This window comes from Streptomyces blastmyceticus, from assembly GCF_039521185.1.
Taxonomy (GTDB): Bacteria; Actinomycetota; Actinomycetes; order Streptomycetales; family Streptomycetaceae; genus Streptomyces; species Streptomyces blastmyceticus.
In genome coordinates, this window is sequence record NZ_BAAABW010000030.1 from 1 (window position 1) to 24,022 (window position 24,022).

General features: G+C 70.8%; 19 protein-coding genes, 1 rRNA gene, 2 pseudogenes and 1 riboswitch. Of the genes and pseudogenes, 4 read left to right on the forward strand and 18 right to left on the reverse strand.

Annotated features, from left to right (window positions below; translation table 11 throughout):
- Nucleotides 1–176: 176 nt before the first annotated feature.
- The 4 genes and pseudogenes from meaB to ABD269_RS29600 form a co-directional block, all read right to left on the reverse strand.
- Nucleotides 177–1,160 (reverse strand): methylmalonyl Co-A mutase-associated GTPase MeaB, encoded by a 984-nt coding sequence (meaB, locus tag ABD269_RS29585; RefSeq protein ID WP_344122851.1) that lies wholly within the window; start codon nt 1,158–1,160, stop codon nt 177–179.
- Between the two features lie 4 nt (nt 1,161–1,164).
- Complete coding sequence (scpA, locus tag ABD269_RS29590; protein ID WP_344122853.1) at nt 1,165–3,366, reverse strand: methylmalonyl-CoA mutase; 2,202 nt, start codon at nt 3,364–3,366, stop codon at nt 1,165–1,167.
- Nucleotides 3,366–3,671: pseudogene (locus ABD269_RS29595) on the reverse strand (methylmalonyl-CoA mutase); the annotation flags it as partial. The gene scpA and the pseudogene ABD269_RS29595, both read right to left, overlap by 1 nt.
- Nucleotides 3,672–3,877: 206 nt before the next feature.
- The gene (locus ABD269_RS29600; protein ID WP_301889340.1) at nt 3,878–4,495 is read right to left on the reverse strand and encodes a PadR family transcriptional regulator; all 618 of its coding nucleotides are present in this window, start codon (nt 4,493–4,495) and stop codon (nt 3,878–3,880) included.
- Between the two features lie 135 nt (nt 4,496–4,630).
- On the opposite strand from ABD269_RS29600, the gene ABD269_RS29605 reads away from it, so the two are divergent.
- Nucleotides 4,631–5,446 carry a PhzF family phenazine biosynthesis protein gene (locus tag ABD269_RS29605; RefSeq protein WP_344122856.1) on the forward strand — a complete coding sequence of 272 codons (816 nt, stop codon included), beginning with the start codon at nt 4,631–4,633 and terminating at the stop codon, nt 5,444–5,446.
- A gap of 61 nt (nt 5,447–5,507) precedes the next feature.
- On the opposite strand, the gene ABD269_RS29610 is transcribed toward ABD269_RS29605, so the two are convergent.
- Nucleotides 5,508–6,344 (reverse strand): CPBP family intramembrane glutamic endopeptidase, encoded by an 837-nt coding sequence (locus ABD269_RS29610; RefSeq protein ID WP_344122858.1) that lies wholly within the window; start codon nt 6,342–6,344, stop codon nt 5,508–5,510.
- Nucleotides 6,345–6,446: 102 nt separating this feature from the next.
- A complete protein-coding gene (locus ABD269_RS29615) occupies nt 6,447–7,949 on the reverse strand; it encodes a glutamate-cysteine ligase family protein (protein WP_344122862.1) in 1,503 nt (500 codons plus the stop codon).
- A gap of 492 nt (nt 7,950–8,441) precedes the next feature.
- Here ABD269_RS29615 and ABD269_RS29620 point away from each other — a divergent pair, with 492 nt between their 5' ends.
- Together ABD269_RS29620 and ABD269_RS29625 are read left to right on the forward strand one after the other, a co-directional pair.
- Nucleotides 8,442–9,029 carry a hypothetical protein gene (locus ABD269_RS29620; RefSeq protein ID WP_301889336.1) on the forward strand — a complete coding sequence of 196 codons (588 nt, stop codon included), beginning with the start codon at nt 8,442–8,444 and terminating at the stop codon, nt 9,027–9,029.
- Nucleotides 9,030–9,337: 308 nt separating this feature from the next.
- The gene (locus ABD269_RS29625) at nt 9,338–9,544 is read left to right on the forward strand and encodes a DUF5999 family protein (protein ID WP_301889334.1); all 207 of its coding nucleotides are present in this window, start codon (nt 9,338–9,340) and stop codon (nt 9,542–9,544) included.
- A 180-nt stretch (nt 9,545–9,724) separates the two neighbouring features.
- On the opposite strand, the gene gcvP is transcribed toward ABD269_RS29625, so the two are convergent.
- Nucleotides 9,725–12,607, reverse strand: coding sequence for an aminomethyl-transferring glycine dehydrogenase (gcvP, locus tag ABD269_RS29630; RefSeq protein WP_344122869.1), 2,883 nt, complete (start codon nt 12,605–12,607; stop codon nt 9,725–9,727).
- Nucleotides 12,608–12,791: 184 nt separating this feature from the next.
- Nucleotides 12,792–12,899: riboswitch (glycine riboswitch) on the reverse strand.
- A gap of 144 nt (nt 12,900–13,043) precedes the next feature.
- On the opposite strand from gcvP, the gene ABD269_RS29635 reads away from it, so the two are divergent.
- Nucleotides 13,044–13,475 (forward strand): PRC-barrel domain-containing protein, encoded by a 432-nt coding sequence (locus ABD269_RS29635; RefSeq protein ID WP_344122871.1) that lies wholly within the window; start codon nt 13,044–13,046, stop codon nt 13,473–13,475.
- Nucleotides 13,476–13,482: 7 nt separating this feature from the next.
- Here the strand turns inward: ABD269_RS29635 and ABD269_RS29640 are convergent.
- The 11 genes and pseudogenes from ABD269_RS29640 to rrf form a co-directional block, all read right to left on the reverse strand.
- A pseudogene (locus tag ABD269_RS29640) lies at nt 13,483–14,836 on the reverse strand (DNA polymerase IV); the annotation flags it as partial.
- Nucleotides 14,837–14,914: 78 nt separating this feature from the next.
- Entirely contained in the window at nt 14,915–15,529 is a 615-nt protein-coding gene (locus ABD269_RS29645; protein ID WP_301889330.1) for a MerR family transcriptional regulator, read from the reverse strand.
- 178 nt (nt 15,530–15,707) lie between these two features.
- Nucleotides 15,708–16,181 (reverse strand): bifunctional nuclease family protein, encoded by a 474-nt coding sequence (locus ABD269_RS29650; RefSeq protein WP_006123076.1) that lies wholly within the window; start codon nt 16,179–16,181, stop codon nt 15,708–15,710.
- A gap of 52 nt (nt 16,182–16,233) precedes the next feature.
- The gene (gene ftsR / locus ABD269_RS29655; protein ID WP_301889296.1) at nt 16,234–17,007 is read right to left on the reverse strand and encodes a transcriptional regulator FtsR; all 774 of its coding nucleotides are present in this window, start codon (nt 17,005–17,007) and stop codon (nt 16,234–16,236) included.
- A gap of 42 nt (nt 17,008–17,049) precedes the next feature.
- Entirely contained in the window at nt 17,050–17,919 is an 870-nt protein-coding gene (locus tag ABD269_RS29660; RefSeq protein ID WP_301889295.1) for a double zinc ribbon and FHA domain-containing protein, read from the reverse strand.
- Nucleotides 17,920–18,028: 109 nt separating this feature from the next.
- Nucleotides 18,029–19,063, reverse strand: a complete 1,035-nt coding sequence (locus ABD269_RS29665; RefSeq protein ID WP_344122876.1) for a DUF881 domain-containing protein — start codon at nt 19,061–19,063, stop codon at nt 18,029–18,031.
- Nucleotides 19,064–19,068: 5 nt separating this feature from the next.
- Nucleotides 19,069–19,401, reverse strand: coding sequence for a small basic family protein (locus ABD269_RS29670; protein ID WP_030364457.1), 333 nt, complete (start codon nt 19,399–19,401; stop codon nt 19,069–19,071).
- Nucleotides 19,398–20,321, reverse strand: a complete 924-nt coding sequence (locus tag ABD269_RS29675) for a DUF881 domain-containing protein (RefSeq protein WP_344122881.1) — start codon at nt 20,319–20,321, stop codon at nt 19,398–19,400. The genes ABD269_RS29670 and ABD269_RS29675 overlap by 4 nt, the downstream gene beginning before the upstream one ends.
- 112 nt (nt 20,322–20,433) lie before the next feature.
- Nucleotides 20,434–22,929: a mannose-1-phosphate guanyltransferase gene (locus tag ABD269_RS29680; RefSeq protein WP_301889286.1), complete on the reverse strand. Its 2,496-nt coding sequence runs from the start codon at nt 22,927–22,929 to the stop codon at nt 20,434–20,436.
- Between the two features lie 104 nt (nt 22,930–23,033).
- A complete protein-coding gene (clsA, locus tag ABD269_RS29685; protein WP_344122883.1) occupies nt 23,034–23,654 on the reverse strand; it encodes a cardiolipin synthase ClsA in 621 nt (206 codons plus the stop codon).
- Between the two features lie 152 nt (nt 23,655–23,806).
- A 5S ribosomal RNA gene (rrf, locus tag ABD269_RS29690) occupies nt 23,807–23,923 on the reverse strand.
- Nucleotides 23,924–24,022: the final 99 nt, after the last annotated feature.

Genomic DNA, 24,022 nt, shown 5'->3' on the forward strand with positions numbered 1-24,022 from the left:
CGTCCGGCGTTTGAGGACCGGGGTCTGGGGCGGAGCCCCAGTTTCGGGAAGGGGCGGGATAGGGGAAACAAACCGCCGGGCCGCACCCGACCGGGGGTCCGGGGCGGAGCCCCGGCCTCGGCGGAGCCGAGCATCAGACGCTGCGGGAAGGGGCGAGGTGGGGAACAAGCCACCCGTCACGGGCGGAACGTGCGGAGCAAGCGCTCGGCGGCGGCGCTCGCCGGCAACGTCCCCTCCCGTACGGCCCGTTCCAGATCGGGCCCAAGAGACCGCACACCAGGATGCTCGCGCAGCTCCGTCAGGAGCTGTTCGCGGACCATCGTCCAGACCCAGTCGACCTGTTGGTCACGGCGGCGCACGGCCAGTTCGCCCGTCGCGTCGAGCACCCGCCGGTGCTGTTCCAGCCGCTCCCAGAGCGTGTCGAGGCCCGTGCCCTCGCGCGCGCTGCACGTGAGGACCGGGGGGTTCCAGGTCGCGTCGGGGGCCTGCAACAGCCGCAGCGCTCCGGCGAGTTCGCGCGCCGCGGACTTCGCGTCGCGCTCGTGCGGGCCGTCGGCCTTGTTGACGGCGATGACGTCGGCGAGTTCGAGTACGCCCTTCTTGATGCCCTGGAGCTGGTCGCCGGTGCGGGCGAGGGTGAGCATGAGGAAGGTGTCGACCATGTCGGCGACCGCGGTCTCGGACTGGCCGACGCCGACGGTCTCGACCAGCACCACGTCGTAACCGGCGGCCTCCATCACCACGATGGTCTCGCGGGTGGCGCGGGCGACCCCGCCGAGGGTCCCGGCGGTGGGCGAGGGCCGGACGAAGGCGGCGGGGTCGACGGCGAGCCGCTCCATGCGGGTCTTGTCGCCCAGGATGCTGCCGCCGGTCCGGCTGGAGGACGGGTCGACGGCGAGCACGGCGACCTTGTGCCCGAGCCCGGTCAGCATAGTGCCGAGGGCGTCGATGAAGGTGGACTTGCCGACGCCGGGGACGCCCGTGATGCCGATGCGCCGTGCCGTGCCCGCGTGGGGCAGCAGCTCGGTCAGCATCCGCTGGGCGAGCTCCCGATGGTCGGCGCGGGTCGACTCCACGAGCGTGATGGCGCGGGCGACGGTCGCCCGCCTGCCGTCGAGCACACCCTTGACGTACGCGTCCAGATCGATCGAGCGTGCCATGGGCTCACAACTCGTGGCCGAGGACCCCGGCGAGGGTCTTCAGCAGGTCGTGGGCGGCGTCCGGGATGACGGTGCCGGGCAGGAAGACGGCGGCGGCGCCCATCTCCCGCAGCGGCTCGACGTCCTGCGGCGGGATGACACCGCCGACGACGATCATGATGTCCTCCCGGCCCTGCTCGGCCAGTTGCTCACGGAGCGCGGGGACGAGCGTGAGGTGGCCCGCGGCGAGCGAAGAGACGCCGACGACGTGCACGTCGGCCTCCACCGCCTGCCGGGCGACCTCCTCGGGCGTCTGGAAGAGCGGGCCGACGTCGACGTCGAAGCCGAGGTCGGCGAAGGCGGTGGCGATGACCTTCTGGCCGCGGTCGTGCCCGTCCTGGCCCATCTTGGCGACGAGGATGCGCGGGCGACGGCCGTCCTCCCGCTCGAAGGCCGCGACCAGCGCGCGGGTTCGTTCAACTCCTGAGGACGATCCGGCTTCTTCGCGGTACACACCGGAGATCGTACGGATCTGCCCGGCGTGCCGGCCGTAGACCTTCTCCAGGGCGTCGGAGATCTCGCCGACGGTCGCCTTGGCGCGGGCGGCGTTCACGGCGAGGGCCAGCAGGTTGCCCTCCAGGCCCGCGCCGGGGCCGGAGCCGGCCGCCGCGGTGAGCGCGCGCAGGGCGTCCTGGCAGACGGCCTCGTCGCGCTCGGCGCGCAGCCGCCGCAGCTTCTCGATCTGCTGGGTGCGCACGGAGGAGTTGTCGACCTTGAGGACGTCGATCTGCTCGTCGCTGTCGACCCGGTACTTGTTGACGCCGATCACGGGCTGCCGGCCGGAGTCGATGCGCGCCTGGGTGCGGGCGGCGGCCTCCTCGACGCGCAGCTTGGGGATACCCGCGTCGATGGCCCGGGCCATGCCGCCCGCGGCCTCGACCTCCTCGATGTGCTGCCAGGCGCGGCGCGCGAGGTCGTGGGTGAGCTTCTCGACGTACGCGCTGCCGCCCCAGGGGTCGATGACCCGGCAGGTCCCGGACTCCTGCTGGAGGAGGAGCTGGGTGTTGCGGGCGATGCGGGCGGAGAAGTCGGTGGGCAGGGCCAGGGCCTCGTCGAGGGCGTTGGTGTGCAGGGACTGGGTGTGCCCCTGGGTGGCCGCCATGGCCTCGACACAGGTCCGCGCGACGTTGTTGAAGACGTCCTGCGCGGTCAGCGACCAGCCGGAGGTCTGCGAATGGGTGCGCAGCGACAGCGACTTGGCGTTCTGCGGTTCGAAGCGCTTGACGAGCTTGGCCCACAGCAGCCGGGCCGCGCGGAGCTTGGCGATCTCCATGAAGAAGTTCATGCCGATCGCCCAGAAGAAGGACAGGCGCGGCGCGAAGGCGTCGACGCCGAGCCCGGCGTCGATGCCCGCCTTCAGGTATTCCACGCCGTCGGCGAGGGTGTAGGCGAGTTCGAGGTCGGCCGTCGCCCCGGCTTCCTGGATGTGGTAGCCGGAGATGGAGATGGAGTTGTAGCGCGGCATCTTCTGCGAGGTGTACGAGAAGATGTCGGAGATGATCCGCATGGAGGGCCCGGGCGGATAGATGTAGGTGTTGCGGACCATGAACTCCTTGAGGATGTCGTTCTGGATGGTCCCGGCCAGCTTCTCGGGCGGTACGCCCTGCTCCTCGGCGGCGACGATGTAGAGGGCGAGGACGGGCAGCACGGCGCCGTTCATCGTCATCGACACGCTCATCCGGTCCAGCGGGATGCCGTCGAAGAGCTGCCGCATGTCGTAGATGGAGTCGATGGCGACGCCCGCCATGCCGACGTCACCGGTCACGCGCGGGTGGTCGCTGTCGTAGCCGCGGTGGGTGGGCAGGTCGAAGGCGACGGAGAGGCCCTTCTGACCGGCCGCCAGGTTGCGGCGGTAGAAGGCGTTGGACTCCTCGGCGGTGGAGAACCCGGCGTACTGCCGGATCGTCCACGGCTGGTTGACGTACATCGTGGGGTACGGGCCGCGGAGGTACGGCGCGATGCCGGGGTGCGTGCCCAGGAAGTCCAGCCCGCGCAGGTCCTCGGCGGTGTAGAGCGGCTTGACGCCGATGCCCTCGGGGGTCTCCCAGACGAGGTCCTCGGGGCTGTGGCCGGTGCTCTCCTTGAGCGCGGCCCGCCACTGCCCGGGGTCGGCGGGGGCGTGGCCCGCCGGGCCCAGTTCGATGCCGGAGAAGTCGGGGACGGGCATCACGCCACTCCCATGCGGTCGAGGACGGAGGTGAGGACGGTGACGGCGTCGCCGCCCGCGAAGACGAATTCGTCGACTCCGGCCCGTCGGTACGTTTCCTGCTGCGCGGCGTCGGGGCGTCCGGCGAGGAACACCCGGGCCGCGCCCGCCTGCCGGAGGGCGGTGGCGACGGCTTCGGCCTGTTCGGCGTAGAGCTTGTCGCTGGAGCAGATGCAGGCCACGCGGGCGCCGCTGCGGGCGAAGGCGTCGGCCGCGGTGTCCGCGTCGACGGTGCCGGGGTCGTGCACGGGCTCGATGCCGCCCGCCACATGTACGGCTTTGCACCCTTCCACCCCACCAGGAACGCGCCGTCGGAGCATCCCCGGCGGGAAGCATTCGCGCATCCGACGAGAGGTGGGCACAGGCGGCTGGCGCCTCCTCCTTGAGGAGGACGGGAAGCGGACGCGTCTCAGGGACGCCGGTGCCCCCGCGGGAGATCCCGCGGGGGCACCGGCTCCTCGGCTCCGTGGCCTCAGCCCTCGTCGGCGAGGATCAGATAGAGCTTCTTGCGCGATTCGTTGACGATCTCCAGCGCCTTCTGGCGCTGCTCCTTGCTGCCGGTCTTCCAGACCTGCCCGAAGGCCTCCATCAGCCCGAAGCCCGCCTGCCGGATCTCCTGCATCGCCTCCCAGTCGACCCCTCGGCCGACCTCTTCCCAAGGCGTCTGCGAGCCCGCGTCCGCCTCGGTGCGGCCCGCGTCGGTGAGCGTGAACAGCTTCTTGCCGCCCTCGCTCACGCTCTCGATCAGACCCTCGTCCTCGAGCATCTGGAGCGTCGGGTAGACGGAGCCGGGGCTCGGCTTCCAGGCGCCGCCACTGCGTTCGGCGATCTCCCGGATCATCTCGTAGCCGTGCATCGGCCGGTCCTTCAGCAGCGCCAGGATCGACGCGCGCACATCGCCGCGCCGGGCCCTGCCGCCCGGGCCGCCGCCGCGCCCGCGCCCCCACGGTCCCCCGCCGCCGAACGGCGGGCCGCCGAAGCCGGGCCCGAAGGGACCAAAGGCGGCGCGCCGCCCCTCGAAGTCGCCCCGGCCGTGCCGACCGGGTCCGTGGTGCTCGTGCTCATGTCCGTGTCCTTGTGAACGCCACATGACGTTCCTCCCATCGTTGATCGGTCGCGATACCTCAACGATATATCGGAAACGAGCGAACGACAACACCTTTCCGGTCCAGTTCCCGGGCATTGGCTCTGGCCTGCGGCTTTGCCGGGCTTCTACGGTCCCGTCATGCGGATACGAATCGTCGACGCCTTCACCGACCGCCCCTTCGCCGGGAATCCGGCCGGGGTCCTCCTCTTCGACTCCGACACCTTCCCCGACGACGACCGGCTCCAGCGGATCGCGGCCGAGGTCAACCTCTCCGAGACCGCGTTCGCCCGCCGGCTGCCGGAGGGCGGCGACGCGGACTGGGCGCTGCGCTGGTTCACCCCGGTCGCGGAGGTCGACATGTGCGGCCACGCCACGCTCGCCACCGCGCACGTCCTGCACACGACGGGTGCCGCCACCGGGACCGTGCGCTTCTCCGCCCGCTGCGGGATCCTCACCGCGACCGCGCACGAGGACGGCTCGATCACCCTGGACTTCCCGACCGCGCCGCTCATCCCGACCGCCCCTCCCGAGGGCGTCGCGACGGCCCTCGGCGCCGAACCGCTCGGCACCCACGACACCGGCCCGCACATCGGCGACCTGCTGGTGGAGCTCGCCGACGAGAAGGCCGTACGGGCGCTGGCACCCGACATCGCGGCGCTCGGCCGGCACTCCCGCCGGGGCATCATCGCCACCGCCGCGGCGGAGGACCCCTCGCGCGGCTACGACTACGTCTCGCGCTGCTTCTTCCCCAACGTCGGCATCGACGAGGACCCCGTCACGGGCAGCGCGCACACCGCGCTGGCCCCCTTCTGGTCCGCCCGCCTGGGCCGCGAGGACCTGACGGGCCTCCAGGCGTCCGCACGCACCGGTCTCGTACGCACCTCGGTACGCGGTGACCGCACGCTGCTGACCGGCAACGCCGTCACCGTCATCGACGGCGAACTGCTCGCCTAGCCGGGGCGGAACGCGCTGGAGCGGGGGCCGCCGGACGACCCCCGCTCCAGCGCACCGTGGATCACGCCGTGGGCAGCCAGCCCACCTTGCCCGCGAGCAGCGCGTAGCCGACGAAGGCCACGATGTCGATCAGGGCGTGCGCGGCGACCAGCGGCCCGACCCGCCCCCAGCGCCGGTAGAGCAGCACGAACACGACGCCCATCACCATGTTGCCGATGAACCCGCCGATCCCCTGGTACAGGTGGTACGAGCCGCGCAGCACGGCGCTCGCCGCCAGGGCCGCCATCGGTGTCCAGCCCAGCTGCCCCAGCCGGCGCAGGAGATAGCCGACGACCACGACCTCTTCCAGCACGGCGTTCTGCACGGCGGAGGCGATCAGGACGGGCAGCTTCCACCACACGTCGGGCAGCGACTCGGGCACCACGGTCAGGTTGAACCCCGCGGCCCGCACACCGAGATAGAAGAGCAGCCCGGTGCCGCCGATGGCCGCCGCGACCGCCGTGCCCCGGGCCAGGTCGGAGCCGGGGCGCCGCCGGTCGAAGCCGATGGCCCGCAGGCCCGCGCCCTCGCGGAGCAACAGGTGGGCGACGAGGAAGACGGGCACCAGCGCGGTCGCGATGCCGAAGACCTGCCAGGCGAGGTCCAGCCAGGGGCGGCCGGGGGCGTGCGAGGCGTTGAGCCGGGCGGCCTGTTCCTTGAGGCCGCCGGGGCGGGTTGCCGCTCCGACGAAGCTGATCAGCGCGGACACGGCGCTGGCCCCGAGCGACAGGGCCAGGACGAGGAGGGTCTCCCCGCTCAGCAGCCGGCGGGCAGCCGCCTCGGTGCTCGGCAGGGTGCCGGCTTCACCCCGCCCGTTCTGCGGCACGACCGCCTCCACCTTGCCTATCCCCAGCCTCATGGGCCCCCAGCTTGTCAAACGCCGGGCGGGCTGGGAAATCCGGCCCGCCCGGCGAAGTCCGGGGACACACGGTGCGGGCGCGTCAGAGAGAGGGAGCCACCGTCAGTCCCCCAGCCCCGCCCTCCACAAGTGCACCGGCTCCCCCGTGCGCATCAGCTCGCAGTACCGGCGCGTCGTGGCGGCCAGGGCCTTGTCCCGCCCCAACCCCCGCTCCAGCGCCCGGTGGTACGTGGCCGCCTGCCAGGACGCCCCGTTCGTCCGGCCCGCACAGCGCCCTTCGATGACGCCGAGGTAGCGGTCGCGGTCGGCGGGTTCGACGCCCCACGCGTCGAGCCCGGCTGCGGCCAGCGGCAGCAGTTCCTCCTGAACGAGCCGCACGGCGGGCATCCGTACGAGCGGCGCGTTCCGGCCGCCCTTCGGCCAGCGCAGCCAGGCGTCGATGCCGTGGCGGCAGGCGGTGTCGAAGTTGTCCGCGGCGACCGCGAAGGGCATCCGGGTCCACACCGGGCGGGACTCCTCCGCGAGCGCGCGGATCAGCCCGTAGTAGAAGGCGGCGTTGGCGATGACGTCGGTGACCGTGGGGCCCGCGGGCAGCACCCTGTTCTCGACGCGCAGGTGGGGGACGCCGTCGGCTATTCCGTAGACCGGCCGGTTCCAGCGGTAGACCGTGCCGTTGTGCAGGATCAGTTCGTGCAGCGCGGGCACCTTGCCCTCCTCCAGCGCCCGGAGCGGGTCCTCCGGGTGGGAGATGGGCAGCAGGGGCGGGAAGAAGCGCAGGTTCTCCTCGAAGAGGTCGTACGCCGAATCGATCCAGCGCTCCCCGAACCAGGTCCGCGGCCGGACCCCCTGCGCCTTCAGCTCGGGCGGGCGGGTGTCCGTGGACTGCACGAACAGCGGCGGCCGGGACTCGCGCCACAGCTCCCGCCCGAAGAGGAAGGGCGAGTTGGCCCCGACGGCGATCTGGGCCGCGGCCACGACCTGGGCGGCGTTCCACACGGCGGCGAACCGGCGCGGGGTGACCTGGAGGTGCAACTGCACGGAGGTGCAGGCGGATTCGGGGGCGATCGAGCCCGCGGTGCAGGTCAGCCGCTCCACGCCCTCGATGTCGATGGTGAAGTGCTCGCCCCGCGCGGCGACCACCTGGTCGTTGAGCAGTGCGTAGCGGTGGTCGTCGGAAAGGTTCGAGGAGACCAGGTGCCGGTCCTCCAGGGTCGGCAGAATGCCGATCATCACGATCCCCGAATCGACCTCCATGGCCTTGCGGTCGGCATAGGAAAGCCCGGTGCGCAACTCCTCGGCGAGCTGGTCGAGAACCCGTCCGGAGAGCTGGTGGGGAACAATGTTCACTTCGAGGTTGAAGCGGCCGAGTTCGGTCTGGAAATCCCCACTGGCGATACGTTTCAGCACTTCGGAGTTCACCATGCTCGGCATCCCGTCGGGCCCCGCGAGATTCAGCTCGATCTCCAGGCCCATAAGATTCCGGGGTCGGTCGAACCGCTTCTCCGCCAGCAGTCGCGCCAGCGCGTCGAGGCACTGCCGGAGCTTGTCCCGGTGGCGTTGCCGGTCGGCGAGGTCGAACCCCTCGGCCACCAGCTTCTCACCCATCGCAGCGCCCTCCTCACCTGGGCCGCCCGCGGCGTCGGCGGCCCGCGTCACGGTCGATGATGCCCAGCCAATGTGATCGATAACGCCCCGTCGGCACCGCATACCCAGTAGGCTCTGCGAGGTGTGCGCCGTGGCACATTCCGTCGGCATGGTGCAATACTCCGTTTTTGCGCATTGCGCTGGTGATAAACACCGACGAGATCCGGCCTACCCTCCCCGGTGAATAACCCGAGGTGAGGGAAGAGAATTCGGCACAGAATCACCGAAATCACCCTTGGGCGACGCACCGGATTTCCTCTTGCGGGAAATACTCGCGACAGCTAGCCGAAACACCATGTGAACATGTGTCGTATAAACTCCGGAACAGGGCAGAGAGCAGCGCCCCGGCCCCGGCAGTCGGTACGGTCCCCGGCCCCCTCTGACCCCGCACGCCGACAGCGTCGTCCGCACCTGCCCAGCACCACGTGTCTCCGAAGTGAGAGGCGACCCACCATGCCGCTGCACGCCCTGACCGCCCCCGCGCCCGCCCTGCTCAGCATCGTCGCCGCCCTCGGCTCCCCCACCGCCGTACGCGAGGCCCGCACCCCCTCGCTGCGGGCCGCGACCGGGCCGCTGACCCCCGAACTCCCGCTTCCCGTACACGTCCTGGAGCAGGTCACCCCGCGCGGCGGCACCCCTCGCACCCGGCTCACCGGCTGGCGCTTCCTGATCCGGGGGCCCGAGCGCGCGGTGGCCGCGGGCGAGACGGCGCCGACCGCGGACGGCTGGGCGTTCTCCCACTTCTTCGAGGGGCCGTATCTCGCCGCCACCGAGCTCGCGGTGCGCCAGGCCGAGGCGCTGCCGACGCCGTACCAGCCGCGGCTGCTGTCCGTGCCCGAGCTCTACATGCTCACCCTCTGGCTGCACGGCGACGTCGCCGCGGACGCCGCGTCCGGGCTGCCGGGCCCCGGCGACCTGCTGGTGCCGCTCGCCCCCGCGCCGCCCGGGATCGCCGCGCACCGCGCGCACCGCTTCGCCGAGCTGCTGTCCGTGCTCACCCACCGGCTCGCTCCGCCGCCACTGCTCAAAACACCGGCCTGAGCCGCTCTCCGCAGTGGAGCGGACACGCCCCGTGGCCCCGGCAGCCACGGGGCGTACATCTGTGCTCACCCTCCCGGACTAGCCCACCGCGGCCACGCCGAACCCCCCGAAGAGGCAGTCTTGTTGGCGGCAACCGCCCGCACGGGTGACGCGTCCTCATCGGGAGAGGAGCGCTGCCGGGAAATCCCTGCGGAATCGCGCCCGTGGGGCAACACTGGTATCGACCAAACCATTCGCCAACGGGGGGCGGCATGACCACAGCACCGAGCCGCAGGACAGCCACCACATCACAGCGAAAGAACCCTCCCATGTGCCAGCACCAGCCCATGTGCCCGTCAGCCGAATCCGCCGACCGGGAGGCCGCCCACCTCGTGGCGCACTTCCCGGAACAGGGCTGGAGCCTGCTGTGCAACGGCGTCCTCTGCTTCGAGGACACCGGTGAGCTGCTGCCGGACGGGCAGATCATCGCCCCGCACCGGCCACTGGGCACAGGTCATGTGGTGACCGCTGCCTGAGACAGCTCTACCGCACACGCAGTACGGGCACTGCGCACAGCGCGTATCCGCACCACGCACGGCAGCACCGCACAGCACCACGCACAGACAGGGGCCGGCCCGGCGCAGTCGCCGAACCGGCCCCGACTCGCGTCCGGCCTCGAAGGACCCGGGCGACGCGCGCCCGGGCCCCGCTCGGGCTCAGTTCTCGTACTCCTCCATCGGAGGGCAGGAGCAGACGAGGTTACGGTCGCCGTAGGCGCCGTCGACGCGCCGCACCGGCGGCCAGTACTTGTCGGCGGACACCCCGGCCGGGTATGCGGCCTCCTCACGGGTGTACGGGTGCTCCCACGCACCGGTCACCGAGGCGGCGGTGTGCGGGGCGTTCCGCAGCGGATTGTCGTCCTTCGCCCACTCGCCGGAGCCGACCTTCTCGATCTCGGCGCGGATGGCGATCATCGCCTCGCAGAAACGATCCAGCTCGGCGAGGTCCTCGCTCTCCGTCGGCTCGATCATCAGGGTGCCCGCGACCGGGAACGACATGGTGGGCGCGTGGAAGCCGTAGTCGATCAGCCGCTTGGCGACATCGTCGACGCTCACCCCCGTGGCCTTCGTCAGCGGCCGCAGGTCCACGATGCACTCGTGCGCCACCAGCCCGTTCGGACCGGTGTAGAGCACCGGGTAGTGGGGCTCCAGCCGCTTGGCGATGTAGTTGGCGCCGAGCACCGCGACCTGCGTGGCGCGCTTGAGGCCCTCGCCGCCCATCAGCCGGACGTACGCCCAGGAGATCGGCAGGATGCCCGCGGAACCCCACGGAGCGGCCGAGATCGGACCGACACCGGTCGCCGGGCCCGCGGCGGGCTGGAGCGGGTGGTTGGGGAGGTACGGCGCCAGGTGGGCGCGGACGCCGACCGGGCCGACGCCCGGACCGCCGCCGCCGTGCGGGATGCAGAACGTCTTGTGCAGGTTGAGGTGCGAGACGTCGCCGCCGAACCGGCCCGGCTTGGCCACGCCCACCAGGGCGTTGAGGTTCGCCCCGTCCACGTAGACCTGCCCGCCCGCGTCGTGCACCAGCGCGCAGATGTCGCTGATGTGCTCCTCGAACACCCCGTGCGTGGAGGGGTAGGTCACCATCAGCACGGCCAGCTCGTCGCGGTGCTGCGCGATCTTCGCGCGCAGGTCGTCGGCGTCCACCTCGCCGTCCTCGCCGGTCTTGACGACGACGACCTTCATCCCGGCCATCACGGCGCTGGCGGCGTTGGTGCCGTGCGCGGAGGACGGGATGAGACAGACGGTGCGCTGCTCGTCGCCGTTGGCGCGGTGGTAGGCCCGGACGGCCAGCAGGCCCGCGAGCTCGCCCTGGGAGCCGGCGTTCGGCTGGATGGAGACCTTGTCGTAGCCGGTGACCTCGGCGAGCCGCTCCTCCAGCTCCGTGATCAGCGTGAGATAGCCGCCGGCCTGCTCCACGGGCGCGAAGGGGTGGAGCGCACCGAACTCGGGCCAGGTGACCGGCTCCATCTCGGTGGTGGCGTTGAGCTTCATGGTGCAGGAACCGAGCGGGATCATCCCGCGGTCCAGTGCGTAGTCCCGGTCGGCGAGGCTGCGCAGGTAGCGCAGCATCGCGGTCTCGGAGCGGTGCGCGTGGAAGACCGGGTGGGTGAGGTAGTCGTCGGTGCGCAGCAGGCCCTCGGGGAGCGCGTCCGGCGTGGTGGCGTCCAGCGCCTCGATGTCGGCGTCCACCCCGAACGCCGACCACACGGAGGCCACGAGCTCACGGGTGGTGGTCTCGTCGCAGGCGATCCCGACCCGGTCGGCGTCGATCAGCCGGAGGTTGACGCCGCGGTCACGGGCGCCGGCGACGGCCTCGGCGGCCCGGCCCGGGACTCTCACGGTCAGGGTGTCGAAGTACGAGCCGTGCGCGACCTCGACGCCACCGGCCCGCAGCCCCGCCGCGAGCAGCGTGGCGTAGCGGTGGGTGCGCCGGGCGATCGAGGCGAGGCCGTCGGGGCCGTGGTAGACGGCGTACATCCCGGCCATGACGGCGAGCAGCACCTGGGCGGTGCAGATGTTGCTGGTGGCCTTCTCGCGGCGGATGTGCTGCTCACGCGTCTGGAGGGCCAGGCGGTAGGCCTTGTTGCCGTCGGCGTCGACGGAGACGCCGACGAGCCGGCCGGGCAGGCTGCGGGCGAACTGTTCGCGCACGGCCATGAATCCGGCGTGCGGGCCGCCGAAGCCCATGGGGACGCCGAACCGCTGAGTCGTGCCGACCGCGATGTCCGCGCCGAGCTCACCGGGCGAGGTGAGCAGGGTGAGGGCGAGCAGGTCGGCGGCGACGGTGACGATCGCGCCGAGCTCGTGGGCGCGCTCGATGACCGGCCGCAGGTCGCGCACGACACCGGAGGCACCGGGATACTGCAGCAGCACACCGAAGACCCCGCGCTCGGCGGTCTCCTCGGGGATGCCCTGGGAGAGGTCGGCGACGACGACCTCGACACCGGTCGGTTCGGCGCGGGTCTGAATCACCGCGACGGTCTGCGGCAGGGTGTCGGCGTCGACGAGGAAGACGCCCTGCTTGACCTTGCCGACGCGGCGGGAGAGCGCCATGGCCTCGGCCGCCGCGGTGCCCTCGTCGAGCAGGGAGGCGCCGGAGGTGGGCAGGCCGGTGAGGTCGGCGACGACGGTCTGGAAGTTGAGGAGCGCCTCCAGCCGGCCCTGGGAGATCTCCGGCTGGTAGGGGGTGTAGGCGGTGTACCAGGCCGGGTTCTCCATGACGTTGCGCAGGATCACCGGCGGGGTGAAGGTGCCGTGGTAGCCGAGGCCGATCATCGGGGCGAGCACCTGGTTGCGGTCGGCGAGCGAGCGCAGTTCGGCGAGGACCTCGGCCTCGCTGCGGGCCTCGGGCAGGGCCGAGGCCTCGGTGGCCTTGATCACGTCCGGCACGGCGGCGTCGGTGAGTTCGTCGAGGGAGCCGAATCCGACCTGGGCGAGCATCTTGGCCTGGGCCGCGCTGTCGGGCCCTATGTGGCGCCGCTCGAAGGGCGTGCCACGCTCCAGGTCGGAAAGGGAGATGCGGTGGGCTGTCATCTGCGGAGGCCTCCTGGTCATTGCGACCTGCGAGGGGTACCACGGCGCGGGTACCCGGACGGCCTCCCCCTCTGTCATCTCAACCTGAGAGCTTCACCGGGCCGCGGGGGACCGGCTTTCACCGTCGGTGAGGACGGGCTTCGGCGTCGTGCCTACCGGGGCCCGCCCTGCTTTCCAGAGTGACCTCGTCCATGCGGTACGTGTGCCTGAGAGATTCCGGGGAGGATTTGCTCCTTCGGCGCCCCCGTCGAAGCCCGGCAGGGCTCTCGGAGGACTCTCCCGCACGGGGTCTGCGGCCACTGGCCAGCCTACCAGCGCGGGTCGGAGGGGATCCCTCGAGTGGCCGGTTCCCGCTTTGTGCCTTTTCGTTGTTGTCGGGAGGGTGTTCAGGAGGGTGTTCAAGGGATTGCCGAGGCGGTCGGGGACAGCGCGAACCATGGGAGGAACGGTGCAGACCGATATCGACCCGCGGAGTCTCATCGGCCGCAAGGCGTTCGACCGCGACGGCGCGAAGATCGGCACCGTGGACGAGGTGTATCTCGACGACGAGACCGGCGAGCCCGAGTGGGCGGCCGTACGCACCGGGCTGTTCAGCCGCGACGCCTTCGTGCCCCTGGAACCCAGCGAGGTCGTGGACGACACGCTGCGCGTCCCCTACGAACGCGCCCTGATCAAGGACGCCCCGGACTTCGGGGTCGGCCGGCACCTCTCCCCCGAGCAGGAGCTCCAGCTCTACCACCACTACGGCCTCGCGCTCCCCACGGCGGGCTCCCCTCCCGCGACGGGTGCCGCGTCCGGCCCGGCCGGGACCTCGGTGCCCGAGCGGGCCGACGAGGGGCTCGGCACGGTCAACGGCTCGGGCAGCTGATCCACGGGCCGTATCAGCGGCAGGGGCTCGGCCGGTTCCAGCGCGGGGTCGTCGACGGCGAACGTGCGCACCCTCCCGGGCTCGGACCAGGGCTGCTCGAACCGGACGGTGACGCGGCCGACCCCGCTGCCCTGGATCCAGCCCGCGCCGAACTCCGCGTGGCGGACGTCCAGCCCGGGCAGCCAGCGGCGCGGCGGCGCCCCGACGGCCTCCGGGGCCTCCTCGGGCTCCTCCCCCTCGGCCCGGTGGACCTCCGCGGCGGCCGCTTCGGCGGCGGCCGCGGCCTCGCTCGCGGCCTGGGCGAAGAGATCCTCCTGGGTGTAGTCGGCGAGGCCCGTGACACCGACGCCCAGCAGCCGCACGCCCGCCGTGGTGTCCACGCCCTCCAGCAGCCGCCCCGCCGCCTCCCGCACCACGCTCAGGTCGTCGGTCGGCCCGCGCAGCGTCTCGGAGCGGGTCAGGGTGGAGAAGTCATAGCGCCGCACCTTGATCACGACCGTGCGCCCCGAGCGCCCGGCCGCCCGCAGCCGCTGCACACACCGGTCGGCGAGGCGGGCGAGCTCCAGCTGGACCCGGACGCGATCGGTCAGGTCTTCTTCGAAGGTGTCCTCCACCGACACGGACTTGGCGTCCCGCTCGGCGACCACCGGCCGGTCGTCATGGCCCGTGGCCAGGGCGTACAGCCCCGCTCCGTGGGCCTTGCCGAGCAGCCGCACCAGCTCCGCCTCACCGGCCTCGCCGGTCTCCGCGACCGTCGTGATGCCCGCGCGGCGCAGCGTCTCGGCCGTGGCGGGGCCCACCCCGGGGATGGCGCGGACGGACATGGGGCCCAGCAGCCCGGCCTCGGTGCCCGGCTCGATGAGGAACAGACCGTCGGGCTTGGCCTGCTCGGAGGCGATCTTGGCGAGCATCTTGGATCCGGCGAGCCCCACCGAGCCGCTGAGGCCCGTCGCCACGCGGATGTCCCGCCGCAGCCGCTCCCCCACGGCCCGGACCGCGGACACGGAGGGCTCGACGCCGCCCGCCTCCAGGTCGACGAACGCCTCGTCGAGGCTGAGCGGCTCCACCAGCGGCGAGAGCTCGCCCAGCAGGCCCATGACGACCTCGCTCACCTCGCGGTAGAGCGTGAACCTCGGGGTGAGGTAGGCGGCGTTGGGACACAGCCGGCGCGCCTGGGCGGTGGCCATCGCCGAGTGGACGCCGAAGACGCGCGCCTCGTACGAAGCCGTGGCGACGACACCGCGCGGGCCGATCCCGCCGACCACCACGGGCTTCCCGCGCAGGCTGGGCTTGGCCGCCTGCTCCGCCGAGGCGTAGAAGGCGTCCATGTCCAGGTGCAGGATCGTCGGTGCGGATCTCACACCACCGATGTTCCCGCACACCACCGACAATCGCGCTGACGTGCGACGGAGCGTCGGCGAGCGGGCCGCGCCGGGCCTTCAGACCGCGCGGTTGCGGCGCCTCGCCAGCTCGTCCGCGGGGTTGTGGCCGACGAGGGTCTCGCCCGTGTCCACACGCTCGCCGTGCAGCTGGGAGAGCACGTGCTCGATGTCGCGCCAGACGACGCCCACGGCGATCCCGAAGACGCCCTGGCCGCCCTGGAGCAGGTCGACGACCTCGTCGGGCGAGGTGCACTCGTAGACCGTGGCACCGTCGCTCATCAGCGTCATCTGCGGGAGGTCACCCATCCCGCGTGCCCCCAGGTGCTGCACGGCCGTGCGGATGTTCTGCAGGGAGACCCCCGCGTCCAGCAGCCGTTTCACGATCTTGAGGACGACCACGTCCCGGAAGCTGTAGAGCCGCTGGCTCCCCGAGCCGTAGGCCGGCCGTACGCTCGGCTCGACCAGGCCCGTACGCGCCCAGTAGTCGAGCTGTCGATAGGTGATGCCCGCCGCGGCACACGCCGTCGGCCCCCGATACCCGATCTTGTCGGTCTCCGGCCCCTGCGGTGCGCTGACCGCGGCCGGGACGGTATGACGGGAGGGCTGTTCGACCGTTCCCCCATACAGCGGATACGGACTGCCGACCGCTGTACCGTCGCCCATGCTTCTCACGCCGACCTCCGTCCTTGACCTGCCTTCTCGACGGTAGGCAGTCACCCGGGGCGCGTCAACGATCGCCACACTCGGCACGCCGAGTGATAATCACCCAGAGAGTGGTTTTACGTATCCGTGTGCCGGGAAAGGCTAATCGAATGCGCCGCGCCTGCCGCTCACAGGGCCGCAGTACGCCTCACTGGCTGTTGGTGCCGAAGTCCTCCGGCGAGATCTGGTCGAGGAACTCGCGGAACTTCTCGACCTCGTCCTCCTGCTCGTCCGGGATGGCGATCCCCGCGTCGTCCAGCACCCCGTCGCTGCCGTAGATCGGCGTACCGGTGCGCAGCGCCAGCGCTATGGCGTCGGACGGCCTGGCGCTGACCTCCACGCCGCTGGCGAAGACGAGCTCCGCGTAGAACACGCCTTCGCGCAGATCCGTGATGCGGACCTCCGTGAGCTCCTGCCCCACCGCTTCCAGCACGTCCTTGAAAAGGTCATGGGTCAGCGGCCGGGCCGGCGCCATGCCCTGCTGGGCGAAGGCGATGGCCGTCGCCTCTCCCGGTCCGATCCAGATCGGGAGGTATCGATCGCCTCCCACTTCACGCAGGAGCACGATCGGCTGGTTGGAGGGCATTTCCACCCGGACACCCACGACATCGAGCTCGTTCACACAGCAACCCTAGGACGTGCCCGGCAGGTTTGGGTAGTCGGGCACTCGCCGGTCAGTGCGAACGCGCCCGCAGCGCGGCCTGTACAAGCGCCGCGTGCAGGCGTACGGAGAGCGCCGCGAGCTCGCGCGCGGTGGCCTCGGCGTGCGCCCTGGTCTGCGGGTTGCGGTGCCTGCGCAGCGGTGCGACCACTTGTTCGACCAGTCCGGCCTGGCGGTCGGCGGCGGCCTTCATGACGCGAAGGTGCCGGGGCTCCAGGCCGAACCGCCCCAGGTCCGTCACCAGCTTCGCGACATTGACCGAATCAATGTCGAATCCGCCGTCCGAGTGGGCCACGACCAGGCCGTACGACTCCCACTCGGCCAGCTCGCTCTCCGTGACGCCCGTGGCGCCCAGGAGCTCCTGCCTGCCCAGACGGGCGGCCGTGGGGCGCTCGAAGGCCGCCACGGCGACCTCGCCCGCGCCCTGGGCCCCGTCCGCGGGGGCGTCGATACCGTGCACCTGACCGGCGACGGGCAGCTGCACGCGCTCGCCCCTGGCGAGCGCGTCGAGGTGCTCCCTGATGACCCGGAGCGGCAGATAGTGGTCGCGCTGCATGCGCAGCACGTATCCCAGCCGCTCCACGTCCTCCGGGCTGAACTTGCGGTATCCGGACGGCGTGCGCTGAGGCTCGACCAGGCCCTCCGACTCCAGGAAACGGATCTTGGAGATCGTGACCTCGGGGAACTCCTCACGCAGCAGGTTGAGCACCGTGCCGATGCTCACCAGCCGCCCTTCGGCACCGGCGGCACCGGATGACCCGGCGCCGCCTGACGGTGTTCGCAGCATGGCCCTTCCCTGGAGATACCCCCGGACGGAGACCGGGGAGGGTCAGATCCCCCGCTGGCTGCCGTAGAAGACCAGACGGTACTTGCCGATCTGCACTTCGTCGCCGTTGGACAGCTCGACCGAGTCGATCCGCTCCCGGTTCACATAGGTGCCGTTGAGGCTGCCGACGTCGGCGACGGTGAAGCCGCCGTTCTGCCCGCGGCGGAATTCCACGTGCCGCCGCGAGACGGTGACGTCGTCCAGGAAGATGTCGCTCTGCGGGTGCCGGCCCGCGGTGGTCAGGTCGCCGTCCAGCAGGAACCGGCTGCCCGAATTGGGCCCGCGGCGGACCACCAGCAGCGCCGAGCCCAGCGGAAGGGCGTCGACGGCCGCCTGGGCCTCGGGGGAGAGCGTCGGGATCGGCGTCTGACCGGTGGTCTCGGAGTCGTACGCCTCGAGACCGGAGATGGAGATGGTCGAGGTCGTCTCGGAAGCCCGCTCCGCCACTGCCCCGGGGCGCAGCGGCGCACCGCAGTTGGAGCAGAACCGACTGGCCTCGGCATTGCGATGGCCACACCTCGTACACACCGGCAAGGCAAACCCTCCACCCGCACTTGAGGTCGCTGGTGCCCCGAAACCTATGCGTCCGGCCGCGGCAGGGTCAACAGCGGACGCGCCGGGCCCTCCCGGAGCCTCCCCACCGGACGCGCCCAGCTGGTCCCGGAACAGGGGGCGCCCCTCCTGGGCACCTTCCGCGCCTTCCGCGGGGCGCGACGCCCGGTGGCGGGCCGAGCCGCTGCCACCCTCCTGGCGTGCGCTCTTGCCGAACAACTTCGCAAACAACTTCACGGGCGATTCCCCTTGACCGAAACAGACCCGCCCGTGGGGCAGGACGAACCCTCGATGCACACACCGTCCGACCTGGACATCCATACAACGTCCGCGGTCAACAGACAGTTTCCACCACGCACCCTCGACTTGATGCGCCGACCCCCCGCAACCTCGTGGCCTCCGCTCGAAGCCCTTGGACCCGCCCGCCTCACTACGATGACGACCGAGCGTAGTCAGGCCGCTTCGCCGGGCGCAAGGCATCAACAATGATCTTCTCAGACCTGTTGACCGACACGCCTGCCTGCTCCTTCTCCAGGGTCTGCACGACACCACCAGGGATGTTCAGAGCCGGCTCCAGGTCCTGCGGCTTGCCGATCACCTTGAACAGATAGGGCTGCGAGACCTTTTTGCCGTCGATCTCCACCTTCCCCGCGGCACCCGAGAAATACGTATCGGCGGTCACCCGGACGTCATTGATCTGGATCGCCTCCGCGCCCGCGGCCCGCAGCTCCTGGATGGTGTCCAGCAGCTTGTCCGGCTCGACCGACCCCTTGGGGTCGCTCACCGTGAGCTCGATGCCGGGCCCCTGCGCCGCGACCGTGCCCGCGAGCACGGCGAGCTGCTGCTCCTTCTGCGCGGTCTGCTTACGGGCCTCGGCTGCCTGGTTGGAGCTGCTCTCCAGCTCCGTCCGCTGGCTCTCCAGCCGCCGCTTCTCGTCCTCCAGGCGCTTGGTGCGGTTGTCCAGCTCGTCCAGGATCCGTACGAGATCCTCCTGCCGGGCACCGCGCAGGGCGCTGTTGTCGCTCGTCGAACGGACCTGAATGGCCAGACCGAGGCCGAGCACGCAGAGCAGCACGGCGACCGTGAGCTGGGCCCGCGTCAGCCGGGGCGGCCAGAGGCCGTTCAGCAGCCGTTGACGCCCGGTCAACGGCTTGGCCTCGGCCGCCCCTTCCGGTGACGGCGAAGGTGACGGCGAGGAAGCCTCGGGCTCGGAAGAGGGCGCGGGCTCCGGCTCGGGCGGGCTCACGGGCTCGGGCTCGGGCGCTGTCGCCTCGCCCGGCTTCTCGTCCTTCTGGCCCTCGCCGGTTCCCGCGGGCTCGGCGGGCTCGTCCGGCGCCTTCCCAGGCTTGGCGGACTTACTGGACTTGCCCGGTTCACCGGGCTTGTCCGGCTCGGGCTTCGGCTCGCCGGCCTTCCCAGGGCCGTCGGCCGGTGTCGGCTCCTCGGGCGTGTCGTCGCTGCTCATCGGCCTCACGCCCGGAAGACATGCCGCCGGATGGCGGCCGCGTTGGAGAAGATGCGGATGCCCAGGACGACCACGACACCGGTGGACAGCTGCGCGCCGACCCCGAGCTTGTCGCCCAGGAAGACGATCAGTGCGGCCACCACCACGTTGGACAGGAAGGAGACGACAAAGACCTTGTCGTCGAAAATCCCGTCCAGCATCGCCCGGAGGCCGCCGAACACCGCGTCGAGAGCCGCCACGACGGCGATGGGAAGGTAGGGCTCGACCACCGTCGGCACCACGGGTCGGACCACGAGGCCCACCACGACTCCCACGACGAGGCCCAATACGGCGATCACGATGTGCCCTTCCCTGTGTCGGTGCCGCGCTCTGCCACGGCACCCTCCTGCGGCTTCGCTGTTCGTACGATCAGACTCGGCGCGGCCGGAAGCCGCACCTCGCTCTGAGCGGAAATGCTGGTGCGGATCCCGTAGTTCTGCTGCAAGGCGCGCAGATAGAGCCCGTCGGCGCTGTTCTGGAACGCGGTGCTCAGGCGCTCCCCGTCACCGATCGCCAGCACCGTGTACGGCGGCACCAGCGGCTTGTTGTCGACCAGTATGGCGTCACCGGCGGCCCTGATCGCGGACAGCGCCGTCAGCCGCTGCCCGTTCACCGCGACCGCCTCGGCACCCGACTGCCACAGGCCGTTGACGATGCGCTGCATGTCCCGGTCGCGCACCCGGCCCGTGTCGGAGAAACCGCTGCTCTCCCTGGGGCCGTTGCCACTGCTCTGCTTGGTCTGCTTGGCATCGTCGACGACCAGCTTGACCCCGGGGCCCTGCACAGCGGTGGCACCCGCGAGCAGGGCCACCAAGTCGGCCTTGTCCCCGCCGTGTTTCTGCAGGACGTCGCGCTGCTTGTTGCCGACCGCGTTCCGCAGGGTGTCGACGTTCTTCTGGAGCGCGTCGGCGTCCGAGGACTCCCTGTTGATGCGGTCGATGAGCTGCTGCCGCTCCTTGGCCAGCGTCGGTGCCGATATCCGCGCCTGCGCCGCCCCGAGCGTCACCACCACCGCGGCGAGCAGCAGGGCCGCGGCGAGCCCCAACTTGGCGCGCAGCCTGGTCGGCAGCCCCTCGCCGCCCTCCGCCTCCCGTCGGGCCGCCGCCTCCGCATACCCCTCGTCGAGGCTGTGGTGCATCACGTTGGTCAGCAGCGACATGGAGGCATCGGGGCGCGGGGACGGCGGTGCCGTCCTCCGAACGGGGGGCTGCTGCGACATGCCGCACATCGTCGCACGTCGGGGGCGCCGTCTCCCAATGGCCCCACCGGCGTGCCGGATCCGGGAACAAGGAGACGGCGCCCGCCCGCGCCCGGACGGCGGCGCCCGAGGCTCAGCGCCCGGCGCCGTCCACGACCGCCGACCACTCGTCGAGCAACGCCTGTGCCGAGGCGTCGTCAGGACCCTCCGCCCAGAGGTGCGTCACGGCCTCCGCGGGGTCGGGGAGGACCATCACCCAGCGGCCGTCGGCCTCGACCACCCGTACGCCGTCGGTCGTGTCCACCGACCGGTCACCGGCCGCCTCGACCACATGACGCATCACCAGCCCCTTGACCGCCCACGGCGTCGCGAGGTCGCGGCGCAGGACGTGGGCCCGGGGAATCCTGGCGTCTATCTGGCTGAGCGTGAGCTGAGTGCGCGCCACCATCCCGATCAGGCGCACGAACGCGGCCGTGCCGTCGAAGACGCTGCTGGACTCCGGCACGATGAACCCGCCCCGCCCGTCACCGCCGAAGATGGTGGTCTCCGCACGGCCGACCCGGGTGAGGTCGTCGGGCGAGGTCGTCGTCCACTCCACCTGCGTGCCGTGGTACGCGGCCACTTGCTCGGCGATCCGGGTCGTGGTCACGGGGAGGGCCACCTTCCCGCTGCGCCGCTCGGCGGCCACCAGGTCGAGGAGGACCAGCAGCGCCCGGTCGTCCTCCACGATGCGGCCGCGCTCGTCGACGAGGGAGATCCGCTCCCCGACCGGGTCGAACCGCACACCGAAGGCGGCCCGCGCCGACGCGACGATCTCCCCCAGCCGCACCAGTCCGGCGCGGCGGGCGTCGGCCGTCTCGGTCGGACGGGATTCGTCGAGCCCGAGGTTGATGGTGAACGCGTCCACGCCGAGCCGGCCGAGCAGGCTGGGCAGCACGAGCCCCGCGCTGCCGTTCGCCGCGTCGACCACGACCTTCAGCCCGGCCTCGGCGACCCCACTGGTGTCCACGGACCTCAGCAACGACCCCGCGTAGGAGTCATAGACGCTGGACGGGAACGACAGGTCGCCGATCTCCCCGGGGAACGCGCGCCGGTACTCCTGGCGGGCGTAGACCCGGTCGAGCTTGCGCTGGCCCGCCTGCGAGAGGTCGGCGCCGCGCTCGTCGAAGAACATGATGTCCACGGAGTCCGGCACGCCCGGCGACGTACGGATCATGATGCCGCCGGCGCTGCCCCGCGCGGTCTGCTGGCGCGCGACGGGCAGCGGTACGTTCTCCAGATCCCGCACGTCTATGGCGCTGGCCTGCAGCGCGGAGATCACCGCGCGCTTGAGCGCCCGCGCGCCACGGGAGTGGTCCCGCGCGGTGGTGACCGTCGACCCCTTCTTGAGCGTGGTGGCATACGCGCCGGCGAGCCGGACCGCGAGCTCGGGGGTGATCTCGACATTGAGGATGCCGGAGACCCCGCGCGTGCCGAAGAGGTGGGCCTGGCCGCGGGACTCCCAGATGACCGAGGTGTTGACGAACGCGCCCGCCTCGATGGTCTTGAAGGGATAGACCCGGACATTGCCCTGAATAATCGATTCCTCGCCGATGAGGCACTCGTCGCCGATCACGGCGCCGTCCTCGATGCGGGCGGCGCGCATGATGTCGGTGTTCTTGCCGATCACGCAGCCACGCAGATTGCTCTGCTGACCGACGTAGACGTTGTCGTGGATGACGGCCTTGTGGAGAAAGGCCCCGCTCTTGACGACCACGTTGGAGCCCACGACGGTGTGCTCGCGGATCTCGGCGCCCGCCTCGACCTTCGCGTAGTCGCCGATGTAGAGCGGGCCGCGCAGGACGGCGTCGGGGTGGACCTCGGCGCCCTCGGCCACCCAGACGCCCGGTGAGATCTCGAAGCCGTCTATGTCGACGTCGACTCTGCCTTCGAGGACGTCGGCCTGGGCCTTGCCGTAGCTCTCATGGGTGCCGACGTCCTCCCAATAGCCCTCGGCGATATAGCCGTAGATCGGCTTGCCTTCCTTCATCAGCTGCGGGAAGACATCGCCCGACCAGTCGACCGGGACGTCGGCCTGGACATAGTCGAAGACCTCCGGCTCCATGACGTAGATGCCGGTGTTCACGGTGTCGGAGAAGACCTGGCCCCAGGTGGGCTTTTCCAGGAAACGCTCGACCTTGCCGTTCTCGTCGACGATGGTGATGCCGAATTCCAGGGGGTTGGGCACCCGGGTGAGACAGACGGTGACCAGGGCGCCCTTCGCCTTGTGGAAACGGATCAGGTCGGTCAGGTCGAAATCGGTGAGGGCGTCCCCGGAGATCACCAGAAAGGCATCGTCCTTGAGTGCCTCCTCGGCGTTCTTCACGCTGCCCGCGGTGCCGAGTGGCTTTTCCTCATTGGCATAGGTGAGCTCCATGCCCAGCTCCTCGCCGTCCCCGAAGTAGTTCTTGACGAGGGAGGCGAGGAACTGCACGGTCACCACGGTCTCGGTGAGCCCGTGCCGCTTGAGCAGCCGCAGCACATGCTCCATGATCGGCCGGTTGGCCACCGGCAGGAGCGGCTTGGGCATGCTCGAGGTCATGGGGCGAAGCCGGGTGCCTTCGCCACCGGCCATCACGACGGCCTTCATGTCGGAAGCGTCCTCCTTGAGAGACGACGGTCATCCCGACTGCACGCGCCCGGGCCGGCCTGCGTATCGCACATACGGCATCCGGCCCCGCTGGGGCTCTGGAACTACGGCGAGGTCAGTCGGGCCTGTCGGTCCGTCTTGACGAGTCGGCGGACCTGAACCACATAGAGGATTCCTGCCCACCAATAGAGGGTTGTACCCCATCCGGCGAACGCCCATCCGAAAATCGCCGCGAGTGAGCGCAACCAGCCCTCACCCTCACTGAGAAGCAGCAACGGGAACGCGTACATCAGATTGAACGTGGCGGCCTTGCCGAGGAAGTTGACCTGCGGCGGCGGATAGCCGTGGCGGCGCAGAATCCACACCATGACCAGCAGCATCGCCTCACGCGCCAGAAGGGCGGCGGTCAGCCAGAGCGGAAGGATCCCGCGCCAGGTGAGACCGACAAGTGTGGAAAGGATGTAGAGCCGGTCGGCGGCGGGGTCGAGGAGCCGGCCGAGGCTGCTGATCTGATTCCAGCGCCGGGCGAGCTTTCCGTCGAGGTAATCACTGATCCCGCTCAGCGCGAGCACCAGCAGCGCCCATCCGTCGCTGCGCGGGCCGCCGAACTCCGGCCGGAGGATCAGCCACAGGAAGAGGGGGACGCCGACGAGGCGTGCCATGCTGAGGATGTTCGGGATGGTGAGCACGCGGTCGGTCTGTACGCGCGTCTCCTGGACCTCCACCCGGGGGCCTCCTGTGGGGATATGTACCAACGATGCCCCATGACCCTACCCGGAGTGGCGGTCGGCTCATGCAGAGGGGTCGTTGGACTGGCCATGAACGCAAAAATGCCTCAGGCCCCGGGTCTATGACCCAGGGCCTGAGGCTAAAATTTGTTCGGCGGCGTCCTACTCTCCCACACGGTCCCCCATGCAGTACCATCGGCGCTGAAAGGCTTAGCTTCCGGGTTCGGAATGTAACCGGGCGTTTCCCTAACGCTATGACCACCGAAACTCTATGAAATTAACCAACCGGATAGCAACACGGTCGTTACTTCAGAACCTACACAGTGGACGCGAGCAACTGAGGACAAGCCCTCGGCCTATTAGTA

Coding starts and splice junctions, on each gene's coding strand:
- meaB (WP_344122851.1), bottom strand. CDS start 1,160: ATGGCACGCTCGATCGATCTGGACGCGTACGTCAAGGGTGTGCTCGAC.
- scpA (WP_344122853.1), bottom strand. CDS start 3,366: ATGCCCGTCCCCGACTTCTCCGGCATCGAACTGGGCCCGGCGGGCCAC.
- ABD269_RS29600 (WP_301889340.1), bottom strand. CDS start 4,495: ATGTGGCGTTCACAAGGACACGGACATGAGCACGAGCACCACGGACCC.
- ABD269_RS29605 (WP_344122856.1), top strand. CDS start 4,631: ATGCGGATACGAATCGTCGACGCCTTCACCGACCGCCCCTTCGCCGGG.
- ABD269_RS29610 (WP_344122858.1), bottom strand. CDS start 6,344: ATGAGGCTGGGGATAGGCAAGGTGGAGGCGGTCGTGCCGCAGAACGGG.
- ABD269_RS29615 (WP_344122862.1), bottom strand. CDS start 7,949: ATGGGTGAGAAGCTGGTGGCCGAGGGGTTCGACCTCGCCGACCGGCAA.
- ABD269_RS29620 (WP_301889336.1), top strand. CDS start 8,442: ATGCCGCTGCACGCCCTGACCGCCCCCGCGCCCGCCCTGCTCAGCATC.
- ABD269_RS29625 (WP_301889334.1), top strand. CDS start 9,338: ATGTGCCAGCACCAGCCCATGTGCCCGTCAGCCGAATCCGCCGACCGG.
- gcvP (WP_344122869.1), bottom strand. CDS start 12,607: ATGACAGCCCACCGCATCTCCCTTTCCGACCTGGAGCGTGGCACGCCC.
- ABD269_RS29635 (WP_344122871.1), top strand. CDS start 13,044: ATGGGAGGAACGGTGCAGACCGATATCGACCCGCGGAGTCTCATCGGC.
- ftsR (WP_301889296.1), bottom strand. CDS start 17,007: ATGCTGCGAACACCGTCAGGCGGCGCCGGGTCATCCGGTGCCGCCGGT.
- ABD269_RS29660 (WP_301889295.1), bottom strand. CDS start 17,919: ATGGATGTCCAGGTCGGACGGTGTGTGCATCGAGGGTTCGTCCTGCCC.
- ABD269_RS29665 (WP_344122876.1), bottom strand. CDS start 19,063: ATGAGCAGCGACGACACGCCCGAGGAGCCGACACCGGCCGACGGCCCT.
- ABD269_RS29675 (WP_344122881.1), bottom strand. CDS start 20,321: ATGTCGCAGCAGCCCCCCGTTCGGAGGACGGCACCGCCGTCCCCGCGC.
- ABD269_RS29680 (WP_301889286.1), bottom strand. CDS start 22,929: ATGAAGGCCGTCGTGATGGCCGGTGGCGAAGGCACCCGGCTTCGCCCC.